This is a genomic window from Microbacterium sp. (genome assembly GCF_041641055.1).
Lineage (GTDB): Bacteria > Actinomycetota > Actinomycetes > Actinomycetales > Microbacteriaceae > Microbacterium.
The window spans coordinates 94,999-119,648 of sequence record NZ_JBEPZB010000003.1 but is presented as its reverse complement, the minus strand read 5'-3'; the positions used below and the strand labels follow the sequence as shown (position 1 = coordinate 119,648).

General features: G+C 67.5%; 28 protein-coding genes. 16 read left to right on the top strand and 12 right to left on the bottom strand.

Going from position 1 to position 24,650, the window contains the following annotated elements; translation table 11 throughout:
• Positions 1–51: 51 nt before the first annotated feature.
• Positions 52–900, bottom strand: a complete 849-nt coding sequence (locus ACESK8_RS03045) for a PAC2 family protein (RefSeq protein ID WP_372967285.1) — start codon at positions 898–900, stop codon at positions 52–54.
• A gap of 90 nt (positions 901–990) precedes the next feature.
• Between ACESK8_RS03045 and ACESK8_RS03040 the strand changes: the two genes are divergently transcribed.
• Genes ACESK8_RS03040 through lnt form a run of 9 tightly spaced genes read left to right on the top strand, consistent with a single transcriptional unit; the run spans position 991 to position 10,716 of the window.
• The gene (locus ACESK8_RS03040) at positions 991–1,674 is read left to right on the top strand and encodes an HAD family hydrolase (protein ID WP_372967199.1); all 684 of its coding nucleotides are present in this window, start codon (positions 991–993) and stop codon (positions 1,672–1,674) included.
• Positions 1,671–2,690, top strand: coding sequence for a tRNA (adenine-N1)-methyltransferase (locus ACESK8_RS03035; RefSeq protein ID WP_372967198.1), 1,020 nt, complete (start codon positions 1,671–1,673; stop codon positions 2,688–2,690). The genes ACESK8_RS03040 and ACESK8_RS03035 overlap by 4 nt, the downstream gene beginning before the upstream one ends.
• Positions 2,691–2,700: 10 nt before the next feature.
• A complete protein-coding gene (locus tag ACESK8_RS03030) occupies positions 2,701–3,618 on the top strand; it encodes a hypothetical protein (protein WP_372967197.1) in 918 nt (305 codons plus the stop codon).
• Positions 3,618–4,625: a helix-turn-helix transcriptional regulator gene (locus tag ACESK8_RS03025; protein ID WP_372967196.1), complete on the top strand. Its 1,008-nt coding sequence runs from the start codon at positions 3,618–3,620 to the stop codon at positions 4,623–4,625. The genes ACESK8_RS03030 and ACESK8_RS03025 overlap by 1 nt, the downstream gene beginning before the upstream one ends.
• Positions 4,622–5,611, top strand: coding sequence for a helix-turn-helix transcriptional regulator (locus ACESK8_RS03020; protein ID WP_372967195.1), 990 nt, complete (start codon positions 4,622–4,624; stop codon positions 5,609–5,611). Before ACESK8_RS03025 ends, ACESK8_RS03020 begins: the two co-directional genes overlap by 4 nt.
• Before the next feature lie 28 nt (positions 5,612–5,639).
• Positions 5,640–5,897: a Sec-independent protein translocase subunit TatA gene (tatA, locus tag ACESK8_RS03015; protein ID WP_372967194.1), complete on the top strand. Its 258-nt coding sequence runs from the start codon at positions 5,640–5,642 to the stop codon at positions 5,895–5,897.
• Between the two features lie 54 nt (positions 5,898–5,951).
• Positions 5,952–6,710, top strand: a complete 759-nt coding sequence (tatC, locus tag ACESK8_RS03010; RefSeq protein ID WP_372967284.1) for a twin-arginine translocase subunit TatC — start codon at positions 5,952–5,954, stop codon at positions 6,708–6,710.
• The gene (locus ACESK8_RS03005) at positions 6,707–9,181 is read left to right on the top strand and encodes a DEAD/DEAH box helicase (protein WP_372967193.1); all 2,475 of its coding nucleotides are present in this window, start codon (positions 6,707–6,709) and stop codon (positions 9,179–9,181) included. Before tatC ends, ACESK8_RS03005 begins: the two co-directional genes overlap by 4 nt.
• An 11-nt stretch (positions 9,182–9,192) precedes the next feature.
• Positions 9,193–10,716, top strand: a complete 1,524-nt coding sequence (gene lnt, locus ACESK8_RS03000) for an apolipoprotein N-acyltransferase (protein WP_372967192.1) — start codon at positions 9,193–9,195, stop codon at positions 10,714–10,716.
• Here lnt and ACESK8_RS02995 read toward each other — a convergent pair.
• From ACESK8_RS02995 to ACESK8_RS02980, 4 genes are all read right to left on the bottom strand, one after another.
• On the bottom strand, positions 10,713–11,096 hold the full coding sequence (locus ACESK8_RS02995; protein WP_060925965.1) for an RNA polymerase-binding protein RbpA: 384 nt from the start codon (positions 11,094–11,096) through the stop codon (positions 10,713–10,715). The two genes, lnt and ACESK8_RS02995, sit on opposite strands and share 4 nt — an antisense overlap.
• Positions 11,097–11,220: 124 nt before the next feature.
• Positions 11,221–11,994 carry a glycerophosphodiester phosphodiesterase family protein gene (locus ACESK8_RS02990; RefSeq protein WP_372967191.1) on the bottom strand — a complete coding sequence of 258 codons (774 nt, stop codon included), beginning with the start codon at positions 11,992–11,994 and terminating at the stop codon, positions 11,221–11,223.
• Positions 11,991–12,917 carry an SPFH domain-containing protein gene (locus tag ACESK8_RS02985; protein ID WP_060925967.1) on the bottom strand — a complete coding sequence of 309 codons (927 nt, stop codon included), beginning with the start codon at positions 12,915–12,917 and terminating at the stop codon, positions 11,991–11,993. The genes ACESK8_RS02990 and ACESK8_RS02985 overlap by 4 nt, the downstream gene beginning before the upstream one ends.
• A gap of 9 nt (positions 12,918–12,926) precedes the next feature.
• Positions 12,927–13,400, bottom strand: a complete 474-nt coding sequence (locus ACESK8_RS02980; protein WP_372967190.1) for an NfeD family protein — start codon at positions 13,398–13,400, stop codon at positions 12,927–12,929.
• 120 nt (positions 13,401–13,520) lie between these two features.
• Between ACESK8_RS02980 and ACESK8_RS02975 the strand changes: the two genes are divergently transcribed.
• Positions 13,521–14,285, top strand: a complete 765-nt coding sequence (locus ACESK8_RS02975) for an SDR family oxidoreductase (RefSeq protein WP_372967189.1) — start codon at positions 13,521–13,523, stop codon at positions 14,283–14,285.
• 85 nt (positions 14,286–14,370) lie between these two features.
• Here the strand turns inward: ACESK8_RS02975 and ACESK8_RS02970 are convergent, their stop codons facing one another.
• Positions 14,371–14,970, bottom strand: coding sequence for an HdeD family acid-resistance protein (locus ACESK8_RS02970; protein ID WP_372967188.1), 600 nt, complete (start codon positions 14,968–14,970; stop codon positions 14,371–14,373).
• A gap of 181 nt (positions 14,971–15,151) precedes the next feature.
• Here ACESK8_RS02970 and ACESK8_RS02965 point away from each other — a divergent pair, with 181 nt between their 5' ends.
• From ACESK8_RS02965 to ACESK8_RS02955, 3 genes are read left to right on the top strand one after another with little or no spacing between them, the layout of a single operon-like run.
• Positions 15,152–15,550, top strand: coding sequence for a helix-turn-helix transcriptional regulator (locus ACESK8_RS02965; RefSeq protein ID WP_139305342.1), 399 nt, complete (start codon positions 15,152–15,154; stop codon positions 15,548–15,550).
• A 4-nt stretch (positions 15,551–15,554) separates the two neighbouring features.
• Positions 15,555–15,965, top strand: a complete 411-nt coding sequence (locus tag ACESK8_RS02960; RefSeq protein ID WP_060925971.1) for a VOC family protein — start codon at positions 15,555–15,557, stop codon at positions 15,963–15,965.
• A gap of 28 nt (positions 15,966–15,993) precedes the next feature.
• Complete coding sequence (locus ACESK8_RS02955; protein WP_372967187.1) at positions 15,994–18,345, top strand: ATP-binding cassette domain-containing protein; 2,352 nt, start codon at positions 15,994–15,996, stop codon at positions 18,343–18,345.
• Between the two features lie 9 nt (positions 18,346–18,354).
• On the opposite strand, the gene ACESK8_RS02950 is transcribed toward ACESK8_RS02955, so the two are convergent.
• Entirely contained in the window at positions 18,355–19,200 is an 846-nt protein-coding gene (locus ACESK8_RS02950; protein ID WP_372967186.1) for a class I SAM-dependent methyltransferase, read from the bottom strand.
• Between the two features lie 115 nt (positions 19,201–19,315).
• On the opposite strand from ACESK8_RS02950, the gene ACESK8_RS02945 reads away from it, so the two are divergent.
• Positions 19,316–19,642, top strand: a complete 327-nt coding sequence (locus ACESK8_RS02945; RefSeq protein ID WP_372967185.1) for a hypothetical protein — start codon at positions 19,316–19,318, stop codon at positions 19,640–19,642.
• A gap of 72 nt (positions 19,643–19,714) precedes the next feature.
• A complete protein-coding gene (locus ACESK8_RS02940; protein ID WP_372967184.1) occupies positions 19,715–20,149 on the top strand; it encodes an N-acetyltransferase family protein in 435 nt (144 codons plus the stop codon).
• Positions 20,150–20,281: 132 nt separating this feature from the next.
• Here ACESK8_RS02940 and ACESK8_RS02935 read toward each other — a convergent pair whose 3' ends face one another.
• The 5 genes from ACESK8_RS02935 to ACESK8_RS02915 are packed head-to-tail and all read right to left on the bottom strand — an operon-like array spanning position 20,282 to position 23,188.
• Positions 20,282–21,415, bottom strand: coding sequence for a GNAT family N-acetyltransferase (locus tag ACESK8_RS02935; RefSeq protein WP_372967183.1), 1,134 nt, complete (start codon positions 21,413–21,415; stop codon positions 20,282–20,284).
• Positions 21,412–21,903, bottom strand: coding sequence for an SRPBCC domain-containing protein (locus ACESK8_RS02930; RefSeq protein ID WP_372967182.1), 492 nt, complete (start codon positions 21,901–21,903; stop codon positions 21,412–21,414). The genes ACESK8_RS02935 and ACESK8_RS02930 overlap by 4 nt, the downstream gene beginning before the upstream one ends.
• Positions 21,896–22,231, bottom strand: coding sequence for an ArsR/SmtB family transcription factor (locus tag ACESK8_RS02925; protein WP_372967181.1), 336 nt, complete (start codon positions 22,229–22,231; stop codon positions 21,896–21,898). The genes ACESK8_RS02930 and ACESK8_RS02925 overlap by 8 nt, the downstream gene beginning before the upstream one ends.
• Before the next feature lie 27 nt (positions 22,232–22,258).
• Complete coding sequence (locus ACESK8_RS02920; RefSeq protein ID WP_372967180.1) at positions 22,259–22,804, bottom strand: GNAT family N-acetyltransferase; 546 nt, start codon at positions 22,802–22,804, stop codon at positions 22,259–22,261.
• Between the two features lie 15 nt (positions 22,805–22,819).
• Positions 22,820–23,188 carry a VOC family protein gene (locus tag ACESK8_RS02915; RefSeq protein ID WP_372967179.1) on the bottom strand — a complete coding sequence of 123 codons (369 nt, stop codon included), beginning with the start codon at positions 23,186–23,188 and terminating at the stop codon, positions 22,820–22,822.
• A gap of 95 nt (positions 23,189–23,283) precedes the next feature.
• Here ACESK8_RS02915 and ACESK8_RS02910 point away from each other — a divergent pair, with 95 nt between their 5' ends.
• Positions 23,284–24,609 carry a nitrate/nitrite transporter gene (locus ACESK8_RS02910; RefSeq protein ID WP_372967178.1) on the top strand — a complete coding sequence of 442 codons (1,326 nt, stop codon included), beginning with the start codon at positions 23,284–23,286 and terminating at the stop codon, positions 24,607–24,609.
• Positions 24,610–24,650 lie beyond the last annotated feature (41 nt).

The window sequence follows — 24,650 nt, the reverse complement described above, 5'->3', positions numbered from 1 at the left end:
CAGCCTGAAAACACTCCCGCAGCCTGAAGCGTCGCGGAGCCGGAGCGCGGGTCAGCGCTTGTGGTCGCCGGGACCGTCTCCGCGACGCTTGAGGTACCGCTCGAATGCCTGCGCGATGGCGTCGCCCGAGGCATCGGGGGAGTCCCACGTGTCGCGGGTGCGCTCGAGCTGGCGGATGTACTCGGTCATGTCCTCGTCGTCGGCGGCCGCCGCGTCGATGGAGGCCTCCCAGGCGGCGGCCTCCGTGCGGAGGTGATCACGCGGCACGTCGACCCCGGTGAGCTCTTCGAGGCGGTCGAGCAGTGCGAGCGTGACCTTGGGCGACGGCGTCGCCTGGGCCACGTAGTGCGGCACGCTCGCCCACAGGCTGGCGGTGGGGATGCCGGCGCTCTCGGCGAAGTGCTCGAAGACGCTGAGGATGCCGACCGGCCCCTCGTAGAGAGAGCGCTCGAGGCCGTGAGCCTCGCGGACCTGCTCGTTCTGACTCGAGGCGAAGATCGAGATCGGGCGCGTGTGCGGCACGTCGGAGAGCATCGCCCCGAGCGTCACGAATCCCGTGATGTCGTCGCGAAGCGCGACGTCGATGAACTCGGCGGCGAACGCCTGCCAGGTGCGCGCGGGCTCGACGCCCGTGAGGACCCAGAACTCGGGGCCGGGGCCGGGGTCGCGCGGACGCCAGAGTCCGGCCTCCGGCCACGTGAGCTGCCGGCGACCCTCGGCGTCCATCTTCGTCGCGGGACGCGTGTACTGGTAGTCGAAGTACAGCTCGGGGTCGATCGAGTGCACCAGGTCGTAGTCGCTGTTCGCGCGCAGTGCGGCGATCGCACCGCTCGCTGCTTCGCCGGCATCGTTCCACCCGTCGAAGGCGACGATGACGATGCGTGAGCCGAGGACATCCATCATGGCTCCCTTCGCGAAATCCGGATCGGTATCCCTCCAGGCTAGTCCGAGCGCGCGGGGACCGGGCGGCGCCACGGGTAACATGGTTCGGTGAGCAGACAGCCCCGCGCGATCCTCTGGGACATGGACGGAACCCTCGTCGACACCGAGCCGTACTGGATGGCCGCCGAGACGGCGCTGGTCGAATCGTTCGGGGGCACGTGGTCCCACGAGGACGCCCTGCAGCTCGTCGGCAACGGGCTCATCGACAGCGCGATCATCCTCCAGAACGCCGGCGTCGACATGGAGGCGGAGGCGATCATCGCGCTCCTGACCGACGGTGTCCAGGAGGCGCTGCGCACGCAGGGCGTGCCCTTCCGCCCCGGTGCCCGCGAGCTGCTGCAGGACCTGAGAGCTGCGGGCATCCCCACCGGCCTCGTAACGATGTCGCTCCGCCGTATGGCGCTGAGCGTCGTCGAGCTCATCGAGTTCGAGGCCTTCGACATCGTGGTGGCCGGCGACGACGTGACCAACCCGAAGCCGCACCCCGAGCCCTACCTGCACGCGGCGTCGCTGCTCGACATCGACATCGCCGACGCCGTGGTCATCGAGGATTCGCCCACGGGGCTGCGTGCGGGACTCGCGTCCGGCGCTGTCGCGCTCGGCGTGCCGCACATCGTCTCGCTCGACCACGTCGGGGCGCACGAACTCTGGCCGACCCTGCAGGACCGAAGCGCGGCCGACCTGATCGATCTCTTCGATCGCAAGACATCGATGACAGGAGCCACCCGATGACGACGACCAGCACGCAGCGGCCCAGCGGACCGTTCCGCGAGGGCGATCGGGTGCAGCTGACGGGGCCCAAGGGACGCCTGCACACCGTGACGCTGCGTGAGGACGGCGAACTGCACACCCATCAGGGCGTGCTGCGTCACCGCGACCTCATCGGACTGCCGGACGGCTCGGTGGTAGCCAACAGCTCCGGCCACGACTATCTCGCGCTGCGTCCGCTGCTGCGGGACTTCGCGATGTCGATGCCGCGTGGTGCGGCCATCGTCTACCCGAAGGATGCCGCGCAGATCGTCATGCAGGCCGACATCTTCCCCGGAGCGGTCGTCGTCGAGGCCGGTGTCGGATCCGGCGCTCTGTCGCTCTCGCTGCTGCGGGCGATCGGTCCGGCCGGTCGCCTGGCGTCGTTCGAGCGCCGTGAGGACTTCGCCCAGGTGGCCCGCGGGAACGTCGAGACCTTCTTCGGCGCCACCCCCGAGACCTGGGATGTCGTCGTGGGGGACCTCGTCGACGCCCTTCCCGGTGAGTTCTCGGCCGGCACCGTGGACCGTGTCGTCCTCGACATGCTGGCCCCGTGGGAGTGCATGGACGTCGTCGCCGATGCCTTGACTCCCGGCGGCGTCGTGCTCTGCTACGTCGCGACCGCGACCCAGCTCTCGCGCGTCGCCGAGTACATCCGCAGCACCGGGCTCTTCACCGATCCGGAGGCTTCGGAGACCATGGTGCGCGGGTGGCATGTCGAGGGCCTCGCCGTCCGACCGGACCACCGTATGGTCGCGCACACCGGCTTCCTCCTCACCGCACGTCGGCTCGCGCCGGGGGCTGTCGCCCCGTCGGTCAAGCGGCGTGCGTCCAAGAGCAGCTACGGCGACGCGGACGTGGAGGCATGGACGCCCGGGGCAGTGGGGGACCGCGAGATCAACGACAAGAACCTGCGCAAGCGCGCCCGTGAGGCAGCGAAGGCCGCCGAGGGGGCGCGCCTGGCTGCCGGTTCGCGCGAATCAGGGCCGACGACGGAATAGACTGGAGCGCGTGCGTAAAACGTCCGCCGTTCTGGCCACCCTCAGCCTTGCCGTCCTCACTCTGACCGGATGCTCGCAGGCCCCGACGTTCGCGGGCGACGTCTGCGATCGCACCGCCGCATCGACGCCGTCCGTCGAGGAGTCGGTGACCGTGGAGGGCGACCTGGGCGAAGCGCCGGACGTGACCGTCTACAAGCCCGTCAAGACCGACGAGACGTCGTTCGCCGATGTCATCACAGGCGACGGCAAGACCCTCACCTCGACGTCGCAGCCGATGGTGCTCGACATCGCCTTCTACGGCGGAGACAGCGGCGACAAGCTCTACGAGTCCGAGTTCAACGGCGACCCGAGCCGGGTGCACAGCATCTCGTACTGGGCCGAGCGGTCAGCGGGACTCGAGAAGGTGCTCGAGTGCGCCACCGGCGGCAGCCGGATCGTGGCCGTGCTGACGCCGGAGGACTTCGGTGAGGCGAACGTCGAGGCGTTCGGCCTCGCGAAGGACGAGGACATCGTCGCGATCATCGACCTGCAGGACGTCTACCTCGCTCGCGCCGAGGGTGCATCGCAGTTCAACGATGCCCGCGGCCTGCCGACGGTCGTTCGAGCACCCGACGGAACCCCGGGCGTGATCATCCCTGACAGCGCGGCCCCGAAGAAGCCCGTCACCCAGACGCTCATCAAGGGCGACGGCGCGAAGGTCGAGAAGGACTCGACGATCGTCACCAACATCATGGCTCTCGGCTGGGACGACAAGACAGTCACCTCGAGCTCGTGGGGCGCGGAACCCAACATCGGCCCCGCAGCCGGTGAACTGGTCGGCGCGACCGTGGGCTCGCAGCTCCTGGTCGTCGTCCCTGAGGCCGACGGCAATCCCGCGACGGCCATCGTGGTCGACATCCTCGGCATCGTTCCCGTCCCGGAGCAGTGATGGCGGCCCGTATCCCCGCGGAAGAGCGCCTGACGAACCTCGTCGTGGCGCTCATGGCCACGGAGATCGGGCTCACGAAGCAGCAGATCCTCGACAACGTCTCGGGCTACCGACAGAGGGCGGATGCCGGAGCTCGCTCCGACGCCCTCGAGAAGATGTTCGAGCGCGACAAGGACGAGCTCCGCACGCTCGGGGTCCCTGTGGAGACGATCGGCGATCCCGCCGATCCCAATGACCTGCGCGAGGCTCGCTACCGCATTCCGCAAGCGGAATACGACCTGCCCAGCGACATCGAGTTCACGGCCGCGGAGCTCGCGGTGCTGCAGCTCGCCGGCAGCGTGTGGAGCGCGGAGTCGGCGTCTGGTGACGCCAAGGCCGGGGTCCGCAAGATCCGGGCCCTGGGCATCGACGGCGACGAGCCGATCATCGGCTTCGCTCCTCGCATCACGGCGCGCGACACGGCCTTCCCGCCCCTGCAGGAGGCGATCGAGAAAAGCCGGATCGTCGTGTTCGACTACCTCAAGCCGGGAGAGGATGCGCCGCGGCGTCGCAGCATCCGTCCGCTCGCGCTCGTGGACTACGAGGCGCGCTGGCACGTGTTCGGCGTGGACGTCGACATCGAGGCCGATCGGATGTTCCTCCTCAGCCGCATCGTCGGCGATGTGAAGATCACGGCGAAGGGCTTCGATCCGGGACTGCGCGAGGGCGCGGGAGAGCGCGCGCTGGCCGGGCTCGAACGTGTCGCATCCCAGAACTCTGCTCTGCTCGAGGTCACCCCTGGTACGGAGGCGTCGCTCCGGCTCGGACGGCGAGCCACTCCGGCGCCGACCCAGGGGATCCTCGTGCCGTTCGTCGATCTGCACATCTTCGCCGATGAGCTCGCCTCCTACGGACCCGAGGTGCGGGTGGTCGAACCGGCCGCGCTCCGCGAGGCTGTGATCTCGCGGCTGACCGCCGTCGTCGAGTCCAATCGCGAGACGGACATCGAGACAGGGGAGGGGCGATGAGCGCTCAGGCGAAACCGCTGCTCGCATCGGACCGGGTGCGCGTCTATCTCACCCTGGTGCCGTATCTGCTCGAGCACGGGCAGGTGTCTCTCGCGGAGGCCGCCGAGGAGTTCGGTGTGACGCCGAACGAGATGCGTCAGATGGTCGAGAAGCTCACGGTCATCGGCCTGCCCGGCGACTCCGGCTTCTGGCAGCAGCCGCAGGAGATGTTCGACATCAACTGGGACCTCCTCGACGAGGAGGACGTGATCGAGATCACGAACGACGTCGCCCTGCGCCGCGTTCCGCGCTTCACCGCCCGCGAGGCCGCCGCTCTGCTCGCCGGTCTCCAGATGGTGGCGGCCGTCCCCGCCGTGTCCGATTCCGGGCTGGTGAGCGGCCTGATCTCGAAGCTGTCGCGAGGAGCCGCGGATGCTCCGGCGGAGGTCGTCGTCGCGCCGAGCGCGGTCGACGAGGTCCGCCAGGTCGTCTCGCGAGCGGTGCAGGACGGCGTCGCCGTGTCGTTCACCTACCAGGCGCCGGATGCCGCACCGACCACCCGCACCGTGGATCCGGTGCAGGTGCTGATCACCAACGCCCAGTGGTATCTGCAGGGCTGGTGCCACATGCGCGAGGCGATGCGCACCTTCCATCTGGACCGCGTGAGCGATCCGCGGCTGACCGACATCCCGATCACCCATGCCGGCGATCAGGTTCCGGAGGCCTTCTCCGCGGTGGATGACGAGGGGGAGGTGCGCGTGCGGGTTCCCGAGCGGATGGCGCCGCTCCTCGGCGACTTCCTGACCGCAGACAACGCCGAGCTCAGCGACGGAGTCGTGACGGTGCGGCTGCATCTGGCCGACCCCCGCGGAGTGAAGCGGCTGGCCGCGAAGTTCGGCGGAGCGATGGAAGTGATCGATCCTGCGATCGCGCGCAGCGCCGCCCGGGAATGGGCTGCGGCTGGACTCGCGCTGTATCGCCACCCCGATGGAGACAACGCCCGGTAGACTGGGCGTCAAACGACGAAGGAGAATCATGGGCGCTTTCGGTTGGCCACATCTGCTGATCATCCTCGCCGTCATCCTGTTGCTCTTCGGTGCGGCGAAGCTGCCGGCACTGGCGAAGAGCCTCGGTCAGTCCGCCCGAGTGTTCAAGGGCGAGATGAAGGCGATGAAGAACGAGGACGCGAGCGACACCGCGGGAACGGCAGCATCGTCGTCCACCGCGCCGGTCGCAGACCCCTCGGTGACGCCTCGCGACGCGGACCCGGGTCAGCCTCCTCGATCCGCGTAGTTCGTGTCTGCACTCGATTCCGCCGACCAGGAGACGCCGGGCCGCGACAGGCGGATGACCCTGGGCGCGCATCTGGTCGAACTGCGCAGGCGGCTTTTCATCGCCGCCGGCGCGCTCGTGGTCGGCATGGTCATCGCCTTCTTCGTCACCGGGCCGATCATCGAGCTGCTCTCCGGGCCGATCCGCACGATCGCCGCGCAAGAGGGGCGTGAGTACACGGGCCTCAACTTCACGACCGTGACCAGTGGCTTCGATCTGCGGATGCGCATCGCCTTCGCGATCGGGCTCCTCATCTCGGCACCGGTCTGGCTCTGGCAGGTCTGGGCGTTCATCATGCCAGGCCTCACCAAGAAGGAGACCCAGTACACCTGGGGATTCCTCGGCGCCGCGATCCCGCTGTTCTTCGGCGGGTGCACGGTGGCCTTCTTCGTCCTGCCGCACGTCATCGAGATCATGGCGAGCTTCGTGCCCGACGGCATGGCCCAGTTCTTCGACTACGCCACCTACTACGACTTCGTCTTCAAGTTCCTCCTCGTGCTGGGGATCGCCTTCGTCCTGCCCGTGTTCCTCGTCGCGCTCAACGTGGCTGGGATCGTCTCCGGGCGAGAGATCCTGAAGGGATGGCGAGTCGCCATCCTCGTCTGCACGATCTTCGCCGCAGTCACGACGCCGCCCGCGGACGTCTTCTCGATGCTGCTGCTGATGGGCTCGATGATCGTCCTCTACTTCGGAGCGACGCTGATCTCGATGCTGTTCGACAGACGCAAGCGCAAGCGCGATCAGGCCGCCGGCATCGACCCCCTGACCGCATGAGCTCGCCGTCCGAACGTTACGCGGCAGCTCGCGAAGCCGCGGGCCACCCGCAGACCGTCGCGTTCGCCGCGCGGCAGAAGTTCGAGCTCGATCCCTTCCAGGTCGAGGGATGCCATGCGCTCGAAGAGGGACAGAGCGTGCTCGTCGCCGCCCCCACGGGAGCCGGGAAGACGATCGTCGGAGAGTTCGCGATCCATCTCGCGATGCAGACGCCCCGCGACAAGGCGTTCTACACGACGCCGATGAAGGCGCTATCGAATCAGAAGTTCCGCGAGCTGATCGACGTGTACGGCGCCGATGATGTGGGTCTGCTGACCGGCGACACGAACATCAACGGGAACGCTCGGATCGTCGTGATGACGACCGAGGTCCTGCGCAACATGATCTACGCCGACTCTGCGGCGCTGCGCGATCTCCGCTACGTCGTCATGGACGAGGTGCACTATCTCGCCGACCGCTTCCGAGGCGCCGTCTGGGAAGAGGTGATCATCCACCTCCCGCAGCACGTGCGCCTGGTGTCCCTGAGCGCCACCGTCTCGAACGCCGAGGAGTTCGGCGACTGGCTCGACACCGTGCGCGGCGGCACTGAGGTGATCGTCTCCGAGATCCGTCCCGTGCCTCTCGAGCAGCATGTGCTCGTGCGGGACGACCTGCTTCCGCTCTTCGATGACAGGGCGGGGATCGCCACCGCTCAGGTGAATCAGGAGCTGATGCGGATCCGCTCGTTCACCGGCTCCAATTTCGAGAACAACCGCTCCGCTCAGGAGTACCGCAGCAACCGACATGCGGGACGGCAGGCACAGCGGCCACCGCGTGGAGGACGCCGTCCGGTGCGCTCGGCGAACGTCCGCCGGATCGAGCGGATGGATCGTCCGGACGTCGTGCGTCTGCTCGAGCAGGCGAATCTGCTGCCGGCGATCTTCTTCATCTTCAGCCGCGTGGGCTGCGATGCGGCGGTGCAGCAGGTGCGCCGGTCGGGCGTCCGGCTGACGTCGACCGAGGAGCGGGCCGAGATCAGGGCCCTCGTCGAGGACCGGACCCGCTCGCTCCAGGATGAGGACCTCGGAGTCCTGGGGTATTGGGAGTGGCTCGAGAACCTCGAGCGCGGCGTGGCCGCGCATCACGCCGGGATGCTGCCCGCATTCAAGGAGGTCGTCGAGGATCTCTTCAAGCGCAAGCTCGTGAAGGTCGTGTTCGCGACCGAGACGCTCGCACTGGGGATCAACATGCCCGCGCGCACGGTCGTGCTCGAGAAGATGGAGAAGTTCAACGGTGAAGCGCGCGTCGCGATCACCTCGGGCGAGTACACCCAGCTCACCGGGCGAGCAGGACGCCGGGGGATCGACGTCGAAGGTCACGCGGTCGTGCAGTGGACGGAGGGGATGGATCCGCAGGCCGTCGCCGCCCTGGCATCCCGCCGCACCTATCCGCTGAACTCGAGCTTCCGCCCGACCTACAACATGGCCGTGAACCTGATCGACCTGTTCGGCAAGCCGCGGGCCCGTCAGATCCTCGAATCGTCGTTCGCGCAGTTCCAGGCAGACCGCGCGGTCGTCGGTCTCGCGCGTCAGGTGCGCGAAGCCGAGGAGTCTCTCGACGGCTATAAAGCCGCCATGGTCTGCGATCATGGCGACTTCCTCGACTACGCCTCGATCCGCCGCGAGCTCAGCGACCTCGAGAAGAAGAACCGCCAGGACTCGAATGCACCGCGAGCGTCGCGGGACAAGCGCATGAAGCAGATCCAGAGCCTGCGCACGCGGATGCAGCGCCACGGGTGCCACCGGTGTCCCGACCGTGAGGCGCACGCGCGCTGGGCGGAGCGGTATTGGAAGCTGAAGCGTCAGACCGACCGCATCCGCCGTCAGATCGAGACCAGGACCGGGACCGTCGCCCGCGTGTTCGACCGCGTCGTCGAGGTGCTGGAGACGCTGGACTACCTGCAGCGCGACGACAGCGGTACCGTGCTCACGGAGGCCGGGCGGACCATGCGCCGGATCTACGGCGAGCGTGACCTGCTGGTCGCAGAGTCGCTTCGTCAGGGCCTGTGGAAGGGGCTCGATGCCCCGTCGCTCGCAGCGATGGCCTGCTGCCTGGTCTACGAGCCCCGACGTGATGAGGCCAATGCGGGGGAGCGGGATCTCCCTCGCGGCGCATTCCGATCTGCGTACGAGAAGACCACGACGCTCTGGGCCGAACTCGACGACCTGGAGAAGGATCATCACCTGCCGGGGACGGAGCCGCTGGCCGCCGGTCTCGCCGCGGCCATGCACTCGTGGGCGCGCGGCGGGATGCTGGACCGAGTCCTCGTCGATGCCGACATGGCGGCGGGGGATTTCGTCCGCTGGGCCAAGCAGACGATCGACCTGCTCGACCAGCTCTCGATCGTCGCGGAAGACGGCGCGCTCGCGCGCACGGCCCGGCAGGCACTCGATTCCGTGCGCCGTGGCATCGTGGCGTATTCGTCGATGTGAGAATGAGACGGATGCCTGAATCGCGCGCTCGACTGCGCCCACTGCTGCCCCTCGCGCTCGCCCTCCCCGTCGCCGCAGCGGCCGCGCTCCTCATGGATCTCTCCTACCCGGATGTCGCCGCGTGGGTGCTGGCGTTCCCGGCGACCGCGCTGCTGCTCCTCGCGCTGATCGGACGCCGGGCCGGCGGAGCATTCCTCGTCGGCGCCGTCTACGGTGTGCTCTTCTTCGGCCTCCTCGTGTCCTGGACATCGCGCTACCTCGGCCCGATCCCGTGGGCGGCGCTGAGCATCCTCGAAGGGCTGCTCACGGCGGCCGCCCTGATCCTGATCACTCTCGCGTACCGCTGGATCCCGCGGGCGCTGCCACAGCGGTGGGCCCGGCTCATCCTGCTGCCCCTCGTCGTCGCCGCCCTGTGGGTGGGGCGGGAGGTGTTCGTCGGCTCGTGGCCCTACGGCGGCTTCCCGTGGGCCCGATTGGGGATGAGTCAGGCGGAGAGCCCGCTCGCCTCGGTCACGTCGTGGGTGGGCGTCAGTGGACTCAGCTTCCTCATGGTGTTCTTCGTGGCGCTCGTCATCGAACTCGTGCGCGATCGTGCGTGGCGGCGCCCGTCAGCCCTCGTCGCTCCGGCGCTGGTCGCGGTGGCGCTGCTGTTGACACCGCTCTTCCCGACCATGGCCAGCGGCTCGATGCGCATCGCTGCGGTGCAGGGCAACGGCCCAAGCGGCTATTTCGATCAGCGCGAACGCTACTCCGTGATCCAGGCGCAGACCGACGCGACCGAACCGCTCTACGGCGAAGACGTCGACCTGCTCGTGTGGCCGGAGGGGTCCGTCGATTCCGACCCGTTCCTCTCCGAATCATTGGCGCGGCGTCTCTCCCTCGTCTCCACGCGGATCGACGCGCCGTTGCTCGCCAACGCGGCGACCGAGCGCGATGGGCTCTTCTACAACACCTCGATGCTGTGGACCAGCGAGGGTCCCACCGGGCAGATCCATGACAAGCGCCATCCCGTCCCCTTCGGTGAGTACGTGCCCGACCGCCCGTTCTTCAACGCGCTGGCCCCCGAACTGATCGGGCTTCTGCAGCGCGACTACACCCCGGGATCGAACGATCCGATCGTCGAGGTCGATGGCGTCCCGGTCGGTCTGGCGATCTGCTTCGACGTCATCTACGACGACGTCATCACCGCCGGGGTGCGCGAGGGCGCACAGGTTCTCGTACTCCAGACGAACAACGCCGACTTCCGAGGCACCGACGAGAACCTGCAGCAGCTCGCGTTCGCGCGGATGCGCGCCATGGAGACGGGGCGGAGCGTGGTCAACATCTCGACCGTCGGCACCAGCCAGATCATCCGACCCGACGGGTCGACGGTCTCCAGCCTGGATGCGGGAAAGGCCGGAGCACTGCTCGAAGATGTCGAGCTGCGCTCCGGCCTGACAGCCGGCGTCGTCCTCGGCCCCTGGATCCAGCAGATCCTGATGTGGGGCGGAGTGGGCGCGCTCGCATTCGGGTGGTTGCGCGCCCGGAGGCGCTAGGCGCCGATCTTCTCGCGGGTGGGGTCCTCGCCTGCGCCGCGGCGGGCGCGGATGAAGGCGAGACGCTCCTCGAGGAGCTCTTCGAGCTCAGCGCGCGTGCGGCGCTCCAGGAGCATGTCCCAGTGGGTGCGTGCTGCCTTCTCGTCGCTCGCGTCGAGCGTGACGGCCTGGCCGTCGACGTTCAGGCGGGCGTCGGCTCCGCAGGCACGGCATTCCCAGGTCTGAGGCGGCTCGGCGTCAGCCGCGAACATCAGGTTCGTGACATGGCCGCAGGCGTCACAGGTGTAGGTGGTTTCACGGCGCTCCATGAAAACGACGCCCTCTTCGCTCTGTAGGCTCTGGGCGCCGAGTCGGATGCCGCGTAGGCTGCGATCTGCCATTGTGTGGTCCTCTCGTCGCTGTCAGGTATAACGCTCCAGCCTGTGTTCTTCATCCACGCGCCCGCGTTCTCGGCGGGATTCACAGGGGAATCTCAGCGCGAGAGCGTATGGGCGGCGTGGCGGGTCAGACGGCCAGAGTCGCGAGCGCGAGGTCGGCGCGGTCGGACACGATGCCGTCGACACCGAGAGCTACGAGTCGCCGCATGTCGTCGGGGTCGTCGACCGTCCAGACGTGCACCTCGACACCGTGTCGGTGCGCGGCGCGGAGGAGCGACCCGGTGAGCACCCTGACTCCGCGGTGGCGCTCGGGGATCTGGAGCGCATCGACACCACGCAGCACCCGGGCGGGGGAGAGGTGGGCGGCGGACAGCGCGCGGACCGCCGCGATGGTGCGGCTTCCTGCGGATGCCGCCGGGGGGATGTCCGCACCCGCGCGGAGCACCGAGGCCATGGCGGCGCGACGGTTCGCGTCGGAGAAGCTCGTCAGCAGCACACGGTGGGTGTGGTCGACCAGGAGAGGACCGAGCGGTGCGACGGCGGCGGGAGTCTTGACGTCGATGTTGAAGCGCGTCGTCGGGAACGCCGACAGCGCGTCCGCCACTGTGAGAAGCCCGCCATGATCGGCGAAGATCTCGGCGAGCTCTCGGGTGCGCACGGCCGCGACGGCACGCGGATCCCCGGTCAGACGCTGCAGGGTGGCGTCGTGGAACAGGACGACATCACCGTCGGCCGTGACCTGGCAGTCGGTCTCGATGTACTCGGCCCCGGCCGCGTGCGCCGCGGCGAAAGCGGCTGCGGAGTTCTCCCACACGCCGGAGTCCTCGCCCGCCGCGGTGATCAGACCGCGGTGAGCGAGGACTCGGGGGTGGCGTGCCTTCTCGAAGTAGGGGTGCGTCACGCGCCGGGGTGATTCGTCGGAGCCTGGCCCGGCCGCGGCGTGAAGGCGCTGCCGATTCCCTTGAGCGCCTCGGTCAGCTCGCTCGGGATGATCCAGAGCTTGTTGGACTGTCCCTCACTGATCTTCGGCAGCATCTGCAGGTACTGGTAGGCGAGGAGCTTGTCGTCCGGCTCGCCCTGATGGATCGCGGTGAAGACATTCTGGATCGCCTCGGCCTCACCCTGTGCGCGCAGCACAGCCGCCTGCTTGTCGCCCTCCGCGCGGAGGATCTCGGCCTGACGCGCACCCTCGGCTTCGAGGATGGCGGACTGCTTCGTTCCCTCGGCCGTGAGGATGGCGGCGCGACGGTCTCGCTCTGCACGCATCTGCTTCTCCATCGAGTCCTGGATGGAGATGGGCGGATCGATGGCCTTCAGCTCGACACGTCCGACGCGGATTCCCCACTTGCCGGTCGCCTCGTCGAGCACGACGCGCAGCTGGCCATTGATGTTGTCGCGGCTGGTCAGCGCCTCCTCGAGGTTGAGCCCACCGACGACGTTACGCAGCGTCGTGGTCGTGAGCTGCTCGACGGCGCCGAGGTAGTTCGCGATCTCGTACGTCGCCGCACGCGCGTCCGTCACCTGGAAGTAGACGACGGTGTCGATCGAGACCACCAGGTTGTCCTCGGTGATGACGGGCTGCGGCGGGAACGAGACGACCTGCTCGCGCATGTCGATGAGCGGGCGGAGCCGGTCGATGAAGGGCACCAGGATGTTGAGTCCCGGCGTGAGGGTCTTGTGGTACCGCCCGAGACGCTCGACGACCCCGGCGGTCGCCTGAGGGATGATGCGGATCGAGCGGGCCAGCGTGACCACCACGAAGATGATGATCGCGATGACCAGGATCCAGCCGATCGCGGCGGGGATGAACGATGCGTCGTCCAAGGGATTCTCCTAGTCGTTGACGGGACGGACGGTGGCGGTCGCGCCGTTGATCGCGATGACCGCGATCGGGGATCCCTGAGGGATCGGCACGGGGCCGGCGGTGCGGGCGGTCCAGGTGTCTCCGTTGCTCAGCTTGACCTGGCCGGAGATCTGCGTGATGTCCTGCAGCGCGGTGCCTCGCAGATCGAGGAGAGCATCGACGTTGGACTTCGTGGGGTCCTCGCCTCGGTGCAGCCTCTTGATCAGCGGCGGGCGCAGGAACAGGATGAAGAGACCTGCAGCCAGGGCGGCGATCAGGACCTGGACCCACACCGGGATGCCCACGAAATCAGTGACGAGGCCCACGGCGCTGCCGAAGCTGAGCATCAGGAAGGTGAAGTCGAGGGTGAGCATCTCGATCACGAGGAACAGGGCGATCAGGATCAGCCACCCGATCCATGCCCATTGGTCGATGAACTGTACGAATGTCGCGAAGTTGTCCATGCGGCCTCCTTTGCGGTCAACCTATCACGCAGCACGAGCGCGATCCCGGTGCCACGAGGGCGGCTTGGTAGTCTGAGAGCGCCGTGTCATCACGGCGATCAACGCATTTGAGGAGTCCCCGTGACCGACGTTCTTCCTGCAGGTTCTCTCGACGGCAAGGTCGCCCTTGTCACCGGCTCGTCTCGCGGCATCGGCGCCGACACGGTCCGCTACCTCGCCGAGGCGGGCGCCGACGTCGTCATCAACTTCCGCAACAAGGCTCCGCGTGCCGAGAAGCTCGCCGCGCAGCTCCGCGAACTCGGACGCCGCGTGCTGGTCGTGGGTGCGGACCTCACCGATCCTGCGTCGATCGGCGAGATGTTCGACGCCGTCAAGACCGAGTTCGGTCGCCTCGACGTCCTCGTGCTGAACGCCTCCGGCGGCATGGAGTCCGGCATGGCAGCGGACTACGCGCTGACTCTCAACCGCGACGCGCAGGTGAACGTGCTGGAGGCCGCGACCCCGCTGCTCGGCGACGGCGCCCGCGTCGTCTTCGTGACCAGCCACCAGGCGCACTTCATCCGCACGACGCCGACGATGCCTGAGTACGAGCCGGTCGCGCTGTCCAAGCGTGCGGGGGAGGATGCTCTCCGCGAGCGCATCCCGGCACTTGCCGAGAAGGGCATCGGCTTCACGGTGGTCTCCGGGGACATGATCGAGGGCACGATCACCGCGACGCTGTTGGAACGGGCGAACCCCGGCGCGATCGCGGAGCGTCGCGAGTCTGCAGGCAAGCTCTACAACGTCTCGGAATTCGCGGCCGAGGTCGCGCGCGCAGCCGTCGACCCCGTTCCCGAGGACAACACCCGCCTGGTCGGAGACGTGAGCGCGTTCGGCGCCGAGTAGCACTCTACCGCCCCGTCGCATGAACAGAGCCCCGTCCGGATGGACGGGGCTCTGTTCATATCAGCACTCTCCTGGCGGCGGTGTGTCAGCTGGTGGCGTCCGCCTGGACCGAGGCGACGAAGCCCTTCGCATCCTTGCCGAGCGTGATGGCACGCACGATCTGGACGATCCCGAGCACGACGAGCGAGATGCCGAGCACGAGCCAGAGCACGGCCGCGGCGTACAGCGGTGAGAAGAGCACGACGACTCCGGCCACGATGCTCAGCAGGGCGTACAGGAGCGTCCAGACGCGCGAGCCGTCCTGCCCGAGAAGCGACAGCGCCACGACTCCGTCGACGATCCAGCTGATGCCGATGAAGATCACGACGACGAGCGCGAGCGTCGCCGCTGCGGCGCCCAGGTTCGCGAACGCGATCACGCCGGCGATGATGTACACCAGTCCGAGGACGATGTGGCCGATGCGCGCCCACCCGCCCTTCACCCGGGAGAAGATGCCGAGGCCGATGTAGACGAGGCCGGCGATGACGAGATAGCTCGCGAAGATGCCGGTGACGATGACCGCGGACTTGACCGGCCAGACCAGCAGCACGATGCCGGCGATCAGTGCGATGACGCCCGAGACGGCGAGCACGATGCGGATGGATTTGAACAGCGTTTTCGCTTCGGTTGCGAGTGGATCAGACATGGTTGGGGACCCTTTCTGAGAAATCCCTGTGAGGGATGCTCACAGGGTACCGCTGTCGGACGGCGAAGTGGGGGAGGGGTCGCGGACCATGTCGCGCGCATTCACACGCCGTCATGGTGCGTCATGGCAAGATCATCACGTGACACCGGACGACGACGCGCGCATCCTCGAGCTGGTCACGATGCGCAAGGTCCGCGACCGTATCGACAGGGAGTACGCGTCGCCCCTCGATGTCGAGGCGCTCGCGAAAGGGGCGCACATGTCAGCCGGGCACCTCAGTCGTCGTTTCAAGGAGACGTACGGCGAGTCTCCCTACTCGTACCTCATGACACGGAGGATCGAGAGGGCCATGGCGCTGCTGCGGCGGGGCGACCTGAGCGTGACCGACGTCTGCTTCGCCGTGGGGTGCTCGTCGCTCGGGACTTTCAGCACGAGGTTCACGGAACTCGTGGGTGTCTCACCCATCGTGTACCGTGAGCGCGCGGCCGATGTGGAGGGCATACCGACCTTCCAGGCCAAGCACGTCATCAGACCGATCAGGAATCAAGAAGCACCGCGCACGGACGCGCATCTAACGTGAAGCCATGAACATCAGCATCCACTACGCATTCCTTCCGCACACCGACGCCGAGGCGGCTCTCGGCTTCTATCGTGACGCCCTCGGGTTCGAGGTGCGCAACGACGTCGGCTATGACGGACTCCGATGGATCACGGTCGGCCCCGAGGGGCAGCCCGGCACGTCGATCGTCCTGCATCCGCCGGCGACCGACCCCGGCATCACCGACACCGAGCGGCAGACGATCCTCGAGCTGATCGCCAAGGGCAGCTACGGTGCGCTCACCCTCGCCAGCGATGACCTCGACGGGCTGTTCGAGCGCCTGGTGGAGCGGGGCGCCGACGTCGTGCAGGAGCCCATGGACCAGCCGTACGGGGTGCGGGACTGCGCACTCCGAGACCCCGCAGGAAATCTGCTCCGTATCAATCAGGCCGGCTGACCCCGGTCCACCGACATCGAGGACGACCATGACGACGCATCCCGCAGACGGCCACGACATCATCCGCGTCCAGGGCGCGCGCGAGAACAACCTCAAAGAGGTCAGCGTCGACATCCCGAAGCGACGCCTGTCGGTCTTCACGGGTGTCTCGGGATCGGGCAAGAGCTCACTCGTCTTCGACACGATCGCCGCGGAATCACGGCGGATGATCGATGAGACCTACAGCGCCTTCGTGCAGGGTTTCATGCCGTCGGTACCCCGTCCGGATGTCGACGTCCTGGAAGGGCTCACGACCTCGATCATCGTCGACCAGGAGCGCCTCGGCGCGAACCCGCGGTCGACCGTCGGCACGGTCACCGACGCGAACGCCATGCTGCGGATCCTCTTCAGCAAGCTGGGGGAGCCGTACATCGGCGGACCCACCGCGTTCTCGTTCAACATCCCGACGCAGAAGGCCAGCGGGGTGATGACGGGACCCGGGGGCGAGAAGAAGATCGTCAAGGATGCGATCTATCTGGGTGGCATGTGTCCGCGATGCGAGGGCAGGGGAGTGGTGTCCGATCTGGACCTCGCGCAGATCGTCGACGAGTCGAAGTCCCTCGACGAGGGCGCCATCATGGTCCCGGGATACACGGCGGACGGCTGGATGGTGAAGGGCTTCTCGGCATCGGGGTTCTATCCCGCTGACAAGCCGATCTCGCAGTTCACCGACAAGCAGCGTCAGCTGTTCCTCTACGGCGAGGTCACCAAGGTCAAGATCTCCGGCATCAACATGACCTACGAGGGGCTGATCCCCAAGATCACGAAGTCGATGCTCTCGAAGGACGTCGACGCGCTCCAGCCGCACATCCGCGCCTTCGTGCAGCGTGTGGCGACCTTCGCCACGTGCCCGGAGTGCGATGGCACTCGCCTCACCGAGGGCGCGCGCTCGTCGAAGATCGACGGCGTGAGCATCGCCGACGCGTGTCGGATGCAGGTCACCGACCTCGCGGAGTGGGTGCGCGGGCTCCGTCTCCCCGGCGCCGCACCGCTGCTGGAGGCGCTGAGCGCCAACCTCGACGCCTTCGTGACGCTCGGACTCGGATACCTCAGCCTGGACCGGCCGTCGGGGACCCTGTCCGGGGGAGAGGCGCAGCGGATCAAGATGCTGCGGCACCTCGGTTCGTCGCTGACCGATGTCACGTACGTCTTCGACGAGCCGACGATCGGGCTGCACCCTCACGACATCCAGCGGATGAACACCCTGCTGCTGCAGCTGCGCGACAAGGGCAACACGGTGCTCGTCGTCGAGCACAAGCCCGAGACCATCGCGATCGCCGACCACGTCGTCGATCTCGGGCCGGGAGCGGGAAGCGCCGGGGGAGAGATCTGCTTCGAAGGCACGATCGAGGGACTCAAGGCCAGCGGAACGCGTACTGGACAGCACCTCGACGACCGGGCCGCGCTCAAACCGGCCGTGCGCGCCGCCACCGGTGCCATCGAGGTTCGCGGAGCGTCGGCCAACAACCTCCAGGATGTGGATGTCGACATCCCCACCGGCATCCTCACCGTGGTGACCGGTGTGGCGGGGTCCGGCAAGAGCTCCCTGATCCACGGGTCCGTCTCGAAGCGGGACGGTGTCGTCGCGATCGACCAGGGGGCGATCAAAGGCTCGCGCCGCAGCAATCCCGCCACGTACACCGGACTGCTCGAGCCGATCCGCAAGGCGTTCGCCAAGGCGAACGGCGTGAAGCCCGCCCTGTTCAGCGCCAACTCCGAGGGAGCGTGCCCGACGTGCAAGGGCGCGGGCGTGATCATCACGGAACTCGGCTTCATGGACACGATCGAGACGCCGTGCGAGGACTGCGGGGGCAAGCGCTTCCAGGCCGCCGTGCTCGAGTACACGCTGGCGGGCAAGGACATCACGCAGGTGCTCGATCTGCCGGTGTCGGAGGCGCGGACGTTCTTCTCTGAGGGCGAGGCGAAGCTGCCCGCGGCGGCAGCGATCCTCGGGCGGCTCGAGGACGTCGGCCTCGGCTATCTCTCGCTCGGACAGCCGCTCTCGACGCTGTCCGGTGGTGAGCGTCAGCGCATCAAGCTCGCGATCCAGATGGGGGAGAAGGGTGACACCTGCGTCCTCGACGAGCCGACCACAGGGCTCCACCTGGCCGACGTGCAGAACATCCTCGGACTGCTGGATCGTCTCGTCGACTCCGGCAAGACGGTGATCGCGATCGAGCATCACCAGGCGGTCATGGCGCACGCCGACTGGATCATCGACATCGGTCCCGGCGCGGGTCACGACGGCGGACGAGTGGTCTTCGAGGGCGTCCCGGCCGACCTGGTCGCCGCGAAGTCCACGGTGACGGGGGAGCACCTCGCCGCCTACGTCGGATCCTGAGCGGGCTCGTCAGTCCTTGCGGGCGACGATCGTGTAGGTGCAGGGGATCAGGTTCCGCTCGGCCTCGGGCCAGGCGAAGCCGCCGGGCACGTCGACCATTCGGGGACTGAACTGCCAGGGGAGTGTCCGACCCTCATCGAAGTGGATGAGTCGCAGCCCGGCACGCAGGAGCGCTCCGATGATCTCCGAGAGCGGGTGCGGCCACTCGTACGTGCGGGGGTGCGCGACCGTTCCATCGCCGACGTAGGTAGATTCGTCATCCCAATGCTGTGCGCGTCCGTCCCCGAAGTACGCGTAGCGGGTGGTCAGCGTGGGAGCGTCCTCGTCGAGGGCATAGAGCGCGGGGTGTCCATCGCGGATGAAGAACGTGCCGCCGGGGCGCAGCAGACCGACGATCTGGGCGGCCCAGCGATCGAGATCGGCGAGCCAGGTGATCGTGCCGATGCTCGTGTACACGACGTCGAAGTCGCCGCTGACGGCGTTCCGTGCATCCAGCACATCCGTCTCGACCCAGGTCGCCTCGGTGCCGGAACGGCTCGCGAGCTCGGCCGCGACGGCCAGCGCCGGGGCCGAGAAGTCGACTCCGGTGACCGTCGCGCCCGCGCGTGCCAGCGAGATGGTGTCTGTGCCGATATGGCACTGGAGATGGCACAGGTCGAGTCCCGTGAGCGATCCGGACGGCAGGAGCCGGCTGAGCACCGGGAGATCGTCTCGCACGACGTCGCTCAGGTGGTTCGGGTCGTCGAACGCGTCGAGACCGTAGGCCGTCTCGTGCAGTGGCACACGATCGTTCCAGTTGTCGTGGTTCGCGTCGCGCGCGGCCTGCCATTCGATGTCGACGTTGCGTCCGTTCACAGAACGACCCTACCGAGGGTCGAGCAGCAGCCCGTGACCTTCATCGTTGTAGCAAAAACTCGAACCGCGATCAAGGGTGATCACCGCCGTGATCGGAAAGCGCTAGAACGGGAGGATGCAGACGATCATCTACGCCGGAGACGAATACCTCACTGGAGACGACATCGCGGACGCGCTGCTGGCGTACAGCCGCGCGCTGGGAGACGACGAGCGCGCAGAGGTCGTCGAGATCCCGGTGCGGTCCGAAGACGGGTCTGTGATCACTGCCAAGTTCCTCATCGGTCCTGCCAGCCAGATCGTCTCCAAGACGGCGATCGGAGAAGGTCCGGAGATCGAGGATGCCGAGCTCGTCGCACGGCTCCGCCAGCTGACTCGCGGTCTCGAGTCGCCCACGAGTCAGCCGCTGGAGGTCGACGACCGGCAGACCTACGACCTGGACTGAGGGTCTCGGGCGCAGAGGGTCTTGAGCCTCGACGTCGCCCGCGACCTGTTCCGCTCAGGTAGCGTCGGCGCCATGACTGAATCTCTTCAGGTCGAGACGGTGGTTTCGGTGACAGACGCCGACGCCGTGGCTATCGAGCGTCTACTCGACCAACTGTCATCCTCGGCCACGTTCGACCGGAGCAGCATCGAGCGGATGCTCGATCACGACGCAACCGAGCTGTTGGTCGTTCGGCTCGACGGCGACATCGTAGGCATGGCAACGCTCGTGTCGTTCCCATCGCCCAGCGGCTCCCGTGGGTTTGTGGAGGACGTGGTGACGGACGTGTCGGCGCGTGGCCGCGGCATCGGCCGGTTGTTGCTGAAGGCCATGGTCGACATCGCCGTCAGGCGCGGTCTGCGTTCGCTGGAACTGACGTCGCGCCCATCTCGTGAGGCTGCCCTGCGACTCTACGAGTCGGTGGGATTCGTTCGTCGGGACACGAACGTTCTGCGCTTCACGCCGTGACGACAGGATCCGAAGCTGAGCATCCTCAGCTGTCCGAGGAACTCGATCCGGATAAGCCGATAATGCACATTATGTCAGATGGCGGGAGAAGGGCACCTCCCCGAAACCTCGCACGGCGGTCGCGAGTGAGGATCACCACGGCGTGCCATTGAGGTCGATGTCGCCCTGCGGCCACTGCTCCGCTCCAACACGCGGACTCGCGCCGGCGCAGAAGATGAGGATCGGCGCACCGGCAGACGTCACAGTCTCCTGCGCGTCGGTCATCGACACGTGACGTTCCACGGCGTTCACCCGTGACCAGCCGGTGCGCTCGTAGAACGACGCGACTTCCTCGCGGCAGCCGAGGTAGCCGAACTCGACACGATCGTCGTCGCGCATCGCCTGCTGGGCGTGGGTCATCACCCGGCGGCCGGCTCCGCGGGAGCGCCAGTCCCGATGAACCAGGACTCCCCCGGTTCCGGCGACTGTGACCTCACGCTCGCCGACGCGGATGACGCGTCGCTGGTATCCGACGTGGGCGACGGCCACGTCCTTGAGGAAGATCATCGTGTGCACGTCCGCGGGAGAATAACCGTACGGACGGTCAGGATCCCACTCGCCGTGGCCCTCCCGGTACTCCGAGTCGAAAAGGGCGCCCAGCGCAGCCGTCTCAGACTCCGACAGCGCGCCGTGTTCGACGGTGACCACATGCGGGGCAGCGACCGCCGGCTTCGGGCTCGGCGCCCTCACTGTCAGGATCGTCCGACCATGTTCGCCGGTCGGAAGCTCGTCGCCTGAATCCTCGAAACCGAGCTTCTCGAGAACGCGGCGCGAGGCGACATTCCAGTCCCACACGCTCGCCCACAGTCGTTCGTATCCCTCCGCGTCGGACCACGCGAGGACAGCTCGGGCGGCTTCCGTCGCGTAGCCGAGATTATGGACCCTGCTCAGAAGTTCGAAGGCGATCTCCGGCTCGTCCGCTGATCCTTTGCCTGCGAAGACGAGCCCGCAGTATCCATACACCTCGCCAGTCGTCGCGTCCTGGACGGACAGCAGGTCGGAGCGCCGGTCTCGCTCCTCGGCGATGTGAGCCGCGATGTCGGAGACCGTCGGGTGGCCAGTCGCATCGGGTCTGCGATGCGGCGGCACACGTTCGTCCCGCTCTCTCCACAGCCGATGGAACACCTCGGCGTCCGCCACCACCTGCGGCCGGAGGATCAGCCGATCCGTCCGCAGGGTCGTTTCCCCCAGCGCTCCTCGCGCGGGAGCCGAAGCGGTCGAGTTCACCTCGTCAACCCGGATTCAGCGAGGTCGGCCAGGGCCGCTGTCACAGAGCCCCACCCCTCGAAGAAGCCGAGATCCTCGTGCAGGTCGCGTGCGGCGGGATCGCCATGCCGAACGACCACGCGGTACATCGTGCCTTCGGCATGCTCGTCGAGCGTGATCTCCGCCGTCATCGAGACGGGTTCGGGCTTCGCCGGCCGCCAGGAACTGTCGATGACGTTGGTGAACACGAGTCGCCGCTCGGGCTCCACGACCAGGAAGATCCCATCCGTATGCGGGGTGTACTCCCCCACTTCCTCTCGCATGCTGGTGACGAAGCCGCCGCCGGGCTGCACCTCGAGACGGTCCACACGTGCATGCATGGGGGCCGGAACCCACCACTGGGCGAGAAGCTCCGGGTTCGCCCATGCCCGCCACACCGATGATGGCGACGCCCGGATCATCCGCTCGAGAGTCAGGTCGAGTCGCGGGTCGAGAGTGGTGTCAGTCATCGGTCTCCTCCAGATCGGTCACCAGGGATTCGAGGCGGTCCGTCCGCTCCCTCCAGAGGTGACGCTGTTCGTCGAGCCAGTCGCCCACGACGGCGAGACGATCGCGGTCGAGTGTGCAGGTGCGCACGCGTCCGCTCTTCGAGGTGCGGATGAGTCCGCTGCCCTCCAGCGCGCGAATGTGCTTCATGAACGACGGCAGTGTGATCGCGAAGGGCCGGGCGAGCTCCCCCACGCTCGCGGGGCCACGCCCGAGTGAGCGGATGACCTCGCGACGGGTCGGGTCGGCGAGAGCAAGGAACACCTCGTTCACGCCATCATGGTTTGCCATAAGGATAAGTATTCCTCACGCAGAAAGTTAGCGCAAGGGCACAGTATGGGCAGGTCTCACCATGCAGACGAGTCGCTCGCGGTCATCCCACGAGTCCACACGTACGAACCCACGGGATTCGTACAACCTGATCGCCGGAGCCCGCCAGTCCCAGACCGACAGGCGCACGCGCCCGTGCGTCAACGCCAACGCCGCGTCCAGCAATGCGGAGCCGAGTCCACGCCCGCGCACATCCGGATCCGCCCAGAGGCGCTTGATCTCGGCCTCTCCCCCGTCGGTCCGGACGATCACGACCCCGACAGGCCGTCGCTCGATCATGGCGAGCAGCGTGGTGCAGTCGGCGTAGGAGGCGCGCGGATCGGCCACCTCCCGCTCGTATCGTGGCGGCAGCGCCATGATCGACGCAGGCGACGCGGCCCGACGGTGCTCGTGCTTCTCCGATTCCGTCTGCAGGAGATAGGTGCGGACGAGCGCGCGCACCGCAGCCGTATCGGCTTCGTCCCACCGTGATTCCCGGACGCGGATCGACTGGCGGAGTCCGTCAGACGACGAGTGCAGATGGGGCGAGGTCACACCCCTATTCTGCTCTCACTGGGCTGCCCAGACTCCCAGCTCGTTGCCGCTCGGGTCCACGAAATGCAGTCGTCGACCGCCCGGGAAGTCGTACGGCCCCTGCGTCACGGCGCCACCGGCTTCCGCTATCGCGGCGTGGGTGGCGTCGAGGTCATCGGAGTACAGGAGCACGAGCGGACCGCCCGCGGGGCGCGTCTGGTCGGACAGCAGAAGGCCGCCCACCTCGGACCCGTCTCCGGTCGGGGAGGCGATGCCCGCGTAGGCGGGACCGTAGTCGACGAACACCCATCCGAAGGTGTCGCCGTAGAAGCGCTTCGCGGTCTCGAGATCGTTCACGACGAGCTCGACGTAGTTGATGGAGTGGTGCACGGGTTCAGGTGTCATGCGGCCACGGTAGCGACAGCATCCGACATGCGGAAGAGGATGCGGCGGTGCTGTGCGCGGCCGGTCGGGTCGCGCACCAGGAGTAGCGTGGAAGGGTGCAACAGGTTCCCCGCTCCCCCGCCACCGACCCGGGGTGGAGGGCCTGGCTCATCTGGGGCGTGGGCGTCGCCGCCTACGTGCTCGCGATCACGAATCGCACCTCGCTGGGCGCCGTCGGAGTCGAAGCGGCCGACCGGTTCCAGGCCGATGCCTCCACGCTCGCGCTGTTCGCCGTGGTGCAGCTCGCGGTCTACGGAGGGATGCAGATCCCGATCGGCATTCTGCTCGACCGGTTCGGCTCGCGCCCCATCATGACCGTCGGGATGCTGCTGATGGCGGCGGGCCAGCTGACGATGGCGCTGTCGCCGAGCATCGGCATCGCGCTCTTCGCCCGCATCCTGCTCGGCGCCGGCGACGCCGCGATCTTCCCCGCCGTGCTGCGGCTCGTGGCGACGTGGTTCCCGGCGCAGCGCGGGCCGATCATGGTGCAGTTCACCGGGATCATCGGACAGGGTGGACAGCTCATCGCGCTGGTCCCCCTCGCCGCACTCCTGCACGCGACCACCTGGACGATCACCTTCGGCAGTATCGCGGGGCTCGGCGTGCTGTTCACGATCCTCGTCGCCCTGCTGATCCGCAATCATCCTGCCGATCGCGCAGCCGACGTGAGCGTCGACACCGACACAGGGGTGATCCGCGTCGTCACGTCCTCGATCGACACCGGAGTGGGCATCCGAGCGGCGTGGGCGCACCCGGGCACACGCCTTGCATTCTGGTCGCACTTCACGACGCCCTTCGCCGGGACCGCATTCATCCTGCTCTGGGGCATGCCGTTCCTCACTGCAGCACAAGGGCTCGACACGGCACATGCCGCCGGCATCATCTCGGTCTACGTCGTCGCGGGGATGGCGCTGGGCCCCATCATCGGCGACCTCTCCCGACGGCTCCCCAATCAGCGGTCGGTCGCACTCGTCCTCCCCGCGGTCGGCGTTCAGCTCGTCGCGTGGATCGCCGTCATCGCGATGCCGGAGCCTGCTCCGCTCTGGCTCCTCTATGCGCTCGCGGTCGCTCTCGCCACGGGCGGTCCGGCCAGCATGATCGCCTTCGACCACGCGCGCACGCACAACCCCTCGCATCGGCTCAGCACGGCGACCGGAGTGACGAACGCCGGCGGATTCATCGCCGCTCTCATCGCGATCTTCCTGATCGGCCTCGCGCTCGACCTCCAGGGTGCCGGGACGCCGGAGACGTACTCCTTCGAGGCGTTCCGGATCGCCTTCCTGATGCCCATTCCGCTCTGGATCCTCGGTGTCGTGTTCATCGTGATCGAACGCAAGAAGACACGGATCCGGATGGGGCTGGACCCCGAACGCAGCCGCTGACCTTCGCGTGTCGTGCGACGGCCCCAGCACCTACATGATCA

What these genes read in the sequence shown, in the direction of transcription:
- ACESK8_RS03045 (WP_372967285.1), bottom strand. Translation starts at nt 900, where the DNA reads ATGGATGTCCTCGGCTCACGCATCGTCATCGTCGCCTTCGACGGGTGG.
- ACESK8_RS03035 (WP_372967198.1), top strand. Translation starts at nt 1,671, where the DNA reads ATGACGACGACCAGCACGCAGCGGCCCAGCGGACCGTTCCGCGAGGGC.
- ACESK8_RS03025 (WP_372967196.1), top strand. Translation starts at nt 3,618, where the DNA reads ATGGCGGCCCGTATCCCCGCGGAAGAGCGCCTGACGAACCTCGTCGTG.
- ACESK8_RS03020 (WP_372967195.1), top strand. Translation starts at nt 4,622, where the DNA reads ATGAGCGCTCAGGCGAAACCGCTGCTCGCATCGGACCGGGTGCGCGTC.
- tatA (WP_372967194.1), top strand. Translation starts at nt 5,640, where the DNA reads ATGGGCGCTTTCGGTTGGCCACATCTGCTGATCATCCTCGCCGTCATC.
- tatC (WP_372967284.1), top strand. Translation starts at nt 5,952, where the DNA reads ATGACCCTGGGCGCGCATCTGGTCGAACTGCGCAGGCGGCTTTTCATC.
- ACESK8_RS03005 (WP_372967193.1), top strand. Translation starts at nt 6,707, where the DNA reads ATGAGCTCGCCGTCCGAACGTTACGCGGCAGCTCGCGAAGCCGCGGGC.
- lnt (WP_372967192.1), top strand. Translation starts at nt 9,193, where the DNA reads ATGCCTGAATCGCGCGCTCGACTGCGCCCACTGCTGCCCCTCGCGCTC.
- ACESK8_RS02995 (WP_060925965.1), bottom strand. Translation starts at nt 11,096, where the DNA reads ATGGCAGATCGCAGCCTACGCGGCATCCGACTCGGCGCCCAGAGCCTA.
- ACESK8_RS02980 (WP_372967190.1), bottom strand. Translation starts at nt 13,400, where the DNA reads ATGGACAACTTCGCGACATTCGTACAGTTCATCGACCAATGGGCATGG.
- ACESK8_RS02970 (WP_372967188.1), bottom strand. Translation starts at nt 14,970, where the DNA reads ATGTCTGATCCACTCGCAACCGAAGCGAAAACGCTGTTCAAATCCATC.
- ACESK8_RS02965 (WP_139305342.1), top strand. Translation starts at nt 15,152, where the DNA reads ATGCGCAAGGTCCGCGACCGTATCGACAGGGAGTACGCGTCGCCCCTC.
- ACESK8_RS02960 (WP_060925971.1), top strand. Translation starts at nt 15,555, where the DNA reads ATGAACATCAGCATCCACTACGCATTCCTTCCGCACACCGACGCCGAG.
- ACESK8_RS02955 (WP_372967187.1), top strand. Translation starts at nt 15,994, where the DNA reads ATGACGACGCATCCCGCAGACGGCCACGACATCATCCGCGTCCAGGGC.
- ACESK8_RS02945 (WP_372967185.1), top strand. Translation starts at nt 19,316, where the DNA reads ATGCAGACGATCATCTACGCCGGAGACGAATACCTCACTGGAGACGAC.
- ACESK8_RS02940 (WP_372967184.1), top strand. Translation starts at nt 19,715, where the DNA reads ATGACTGAATCTCTTCAGGTCGAGACGGTGGTTTCGGTGACAGACGCC.
- ACESK8_RS02930 (WP_372967182.1), bottom strand. Translation starts at nt 21,903, where the DNA reads ATGACTGACACCACTCTCGACCCGCGACTCGACCTGACTCTCGAGCGG.
- ACESK8_RS02925 (WP_372967181.1), bottom strand. Translation starts at nt 22,231, where the DNA reads ATGGCAAACCATGATGGCGTGAACGAGGTGTTCCTTGCTCTCGCCGAC.
- ACESK8_RS02915 (WP_372967179.1), bottom strand. Translation starts at nt 23,188, where the DNA reads ATGACACCTGAACCCGTGCACCACTCCATCAACTACGTCGAGCTCGTC.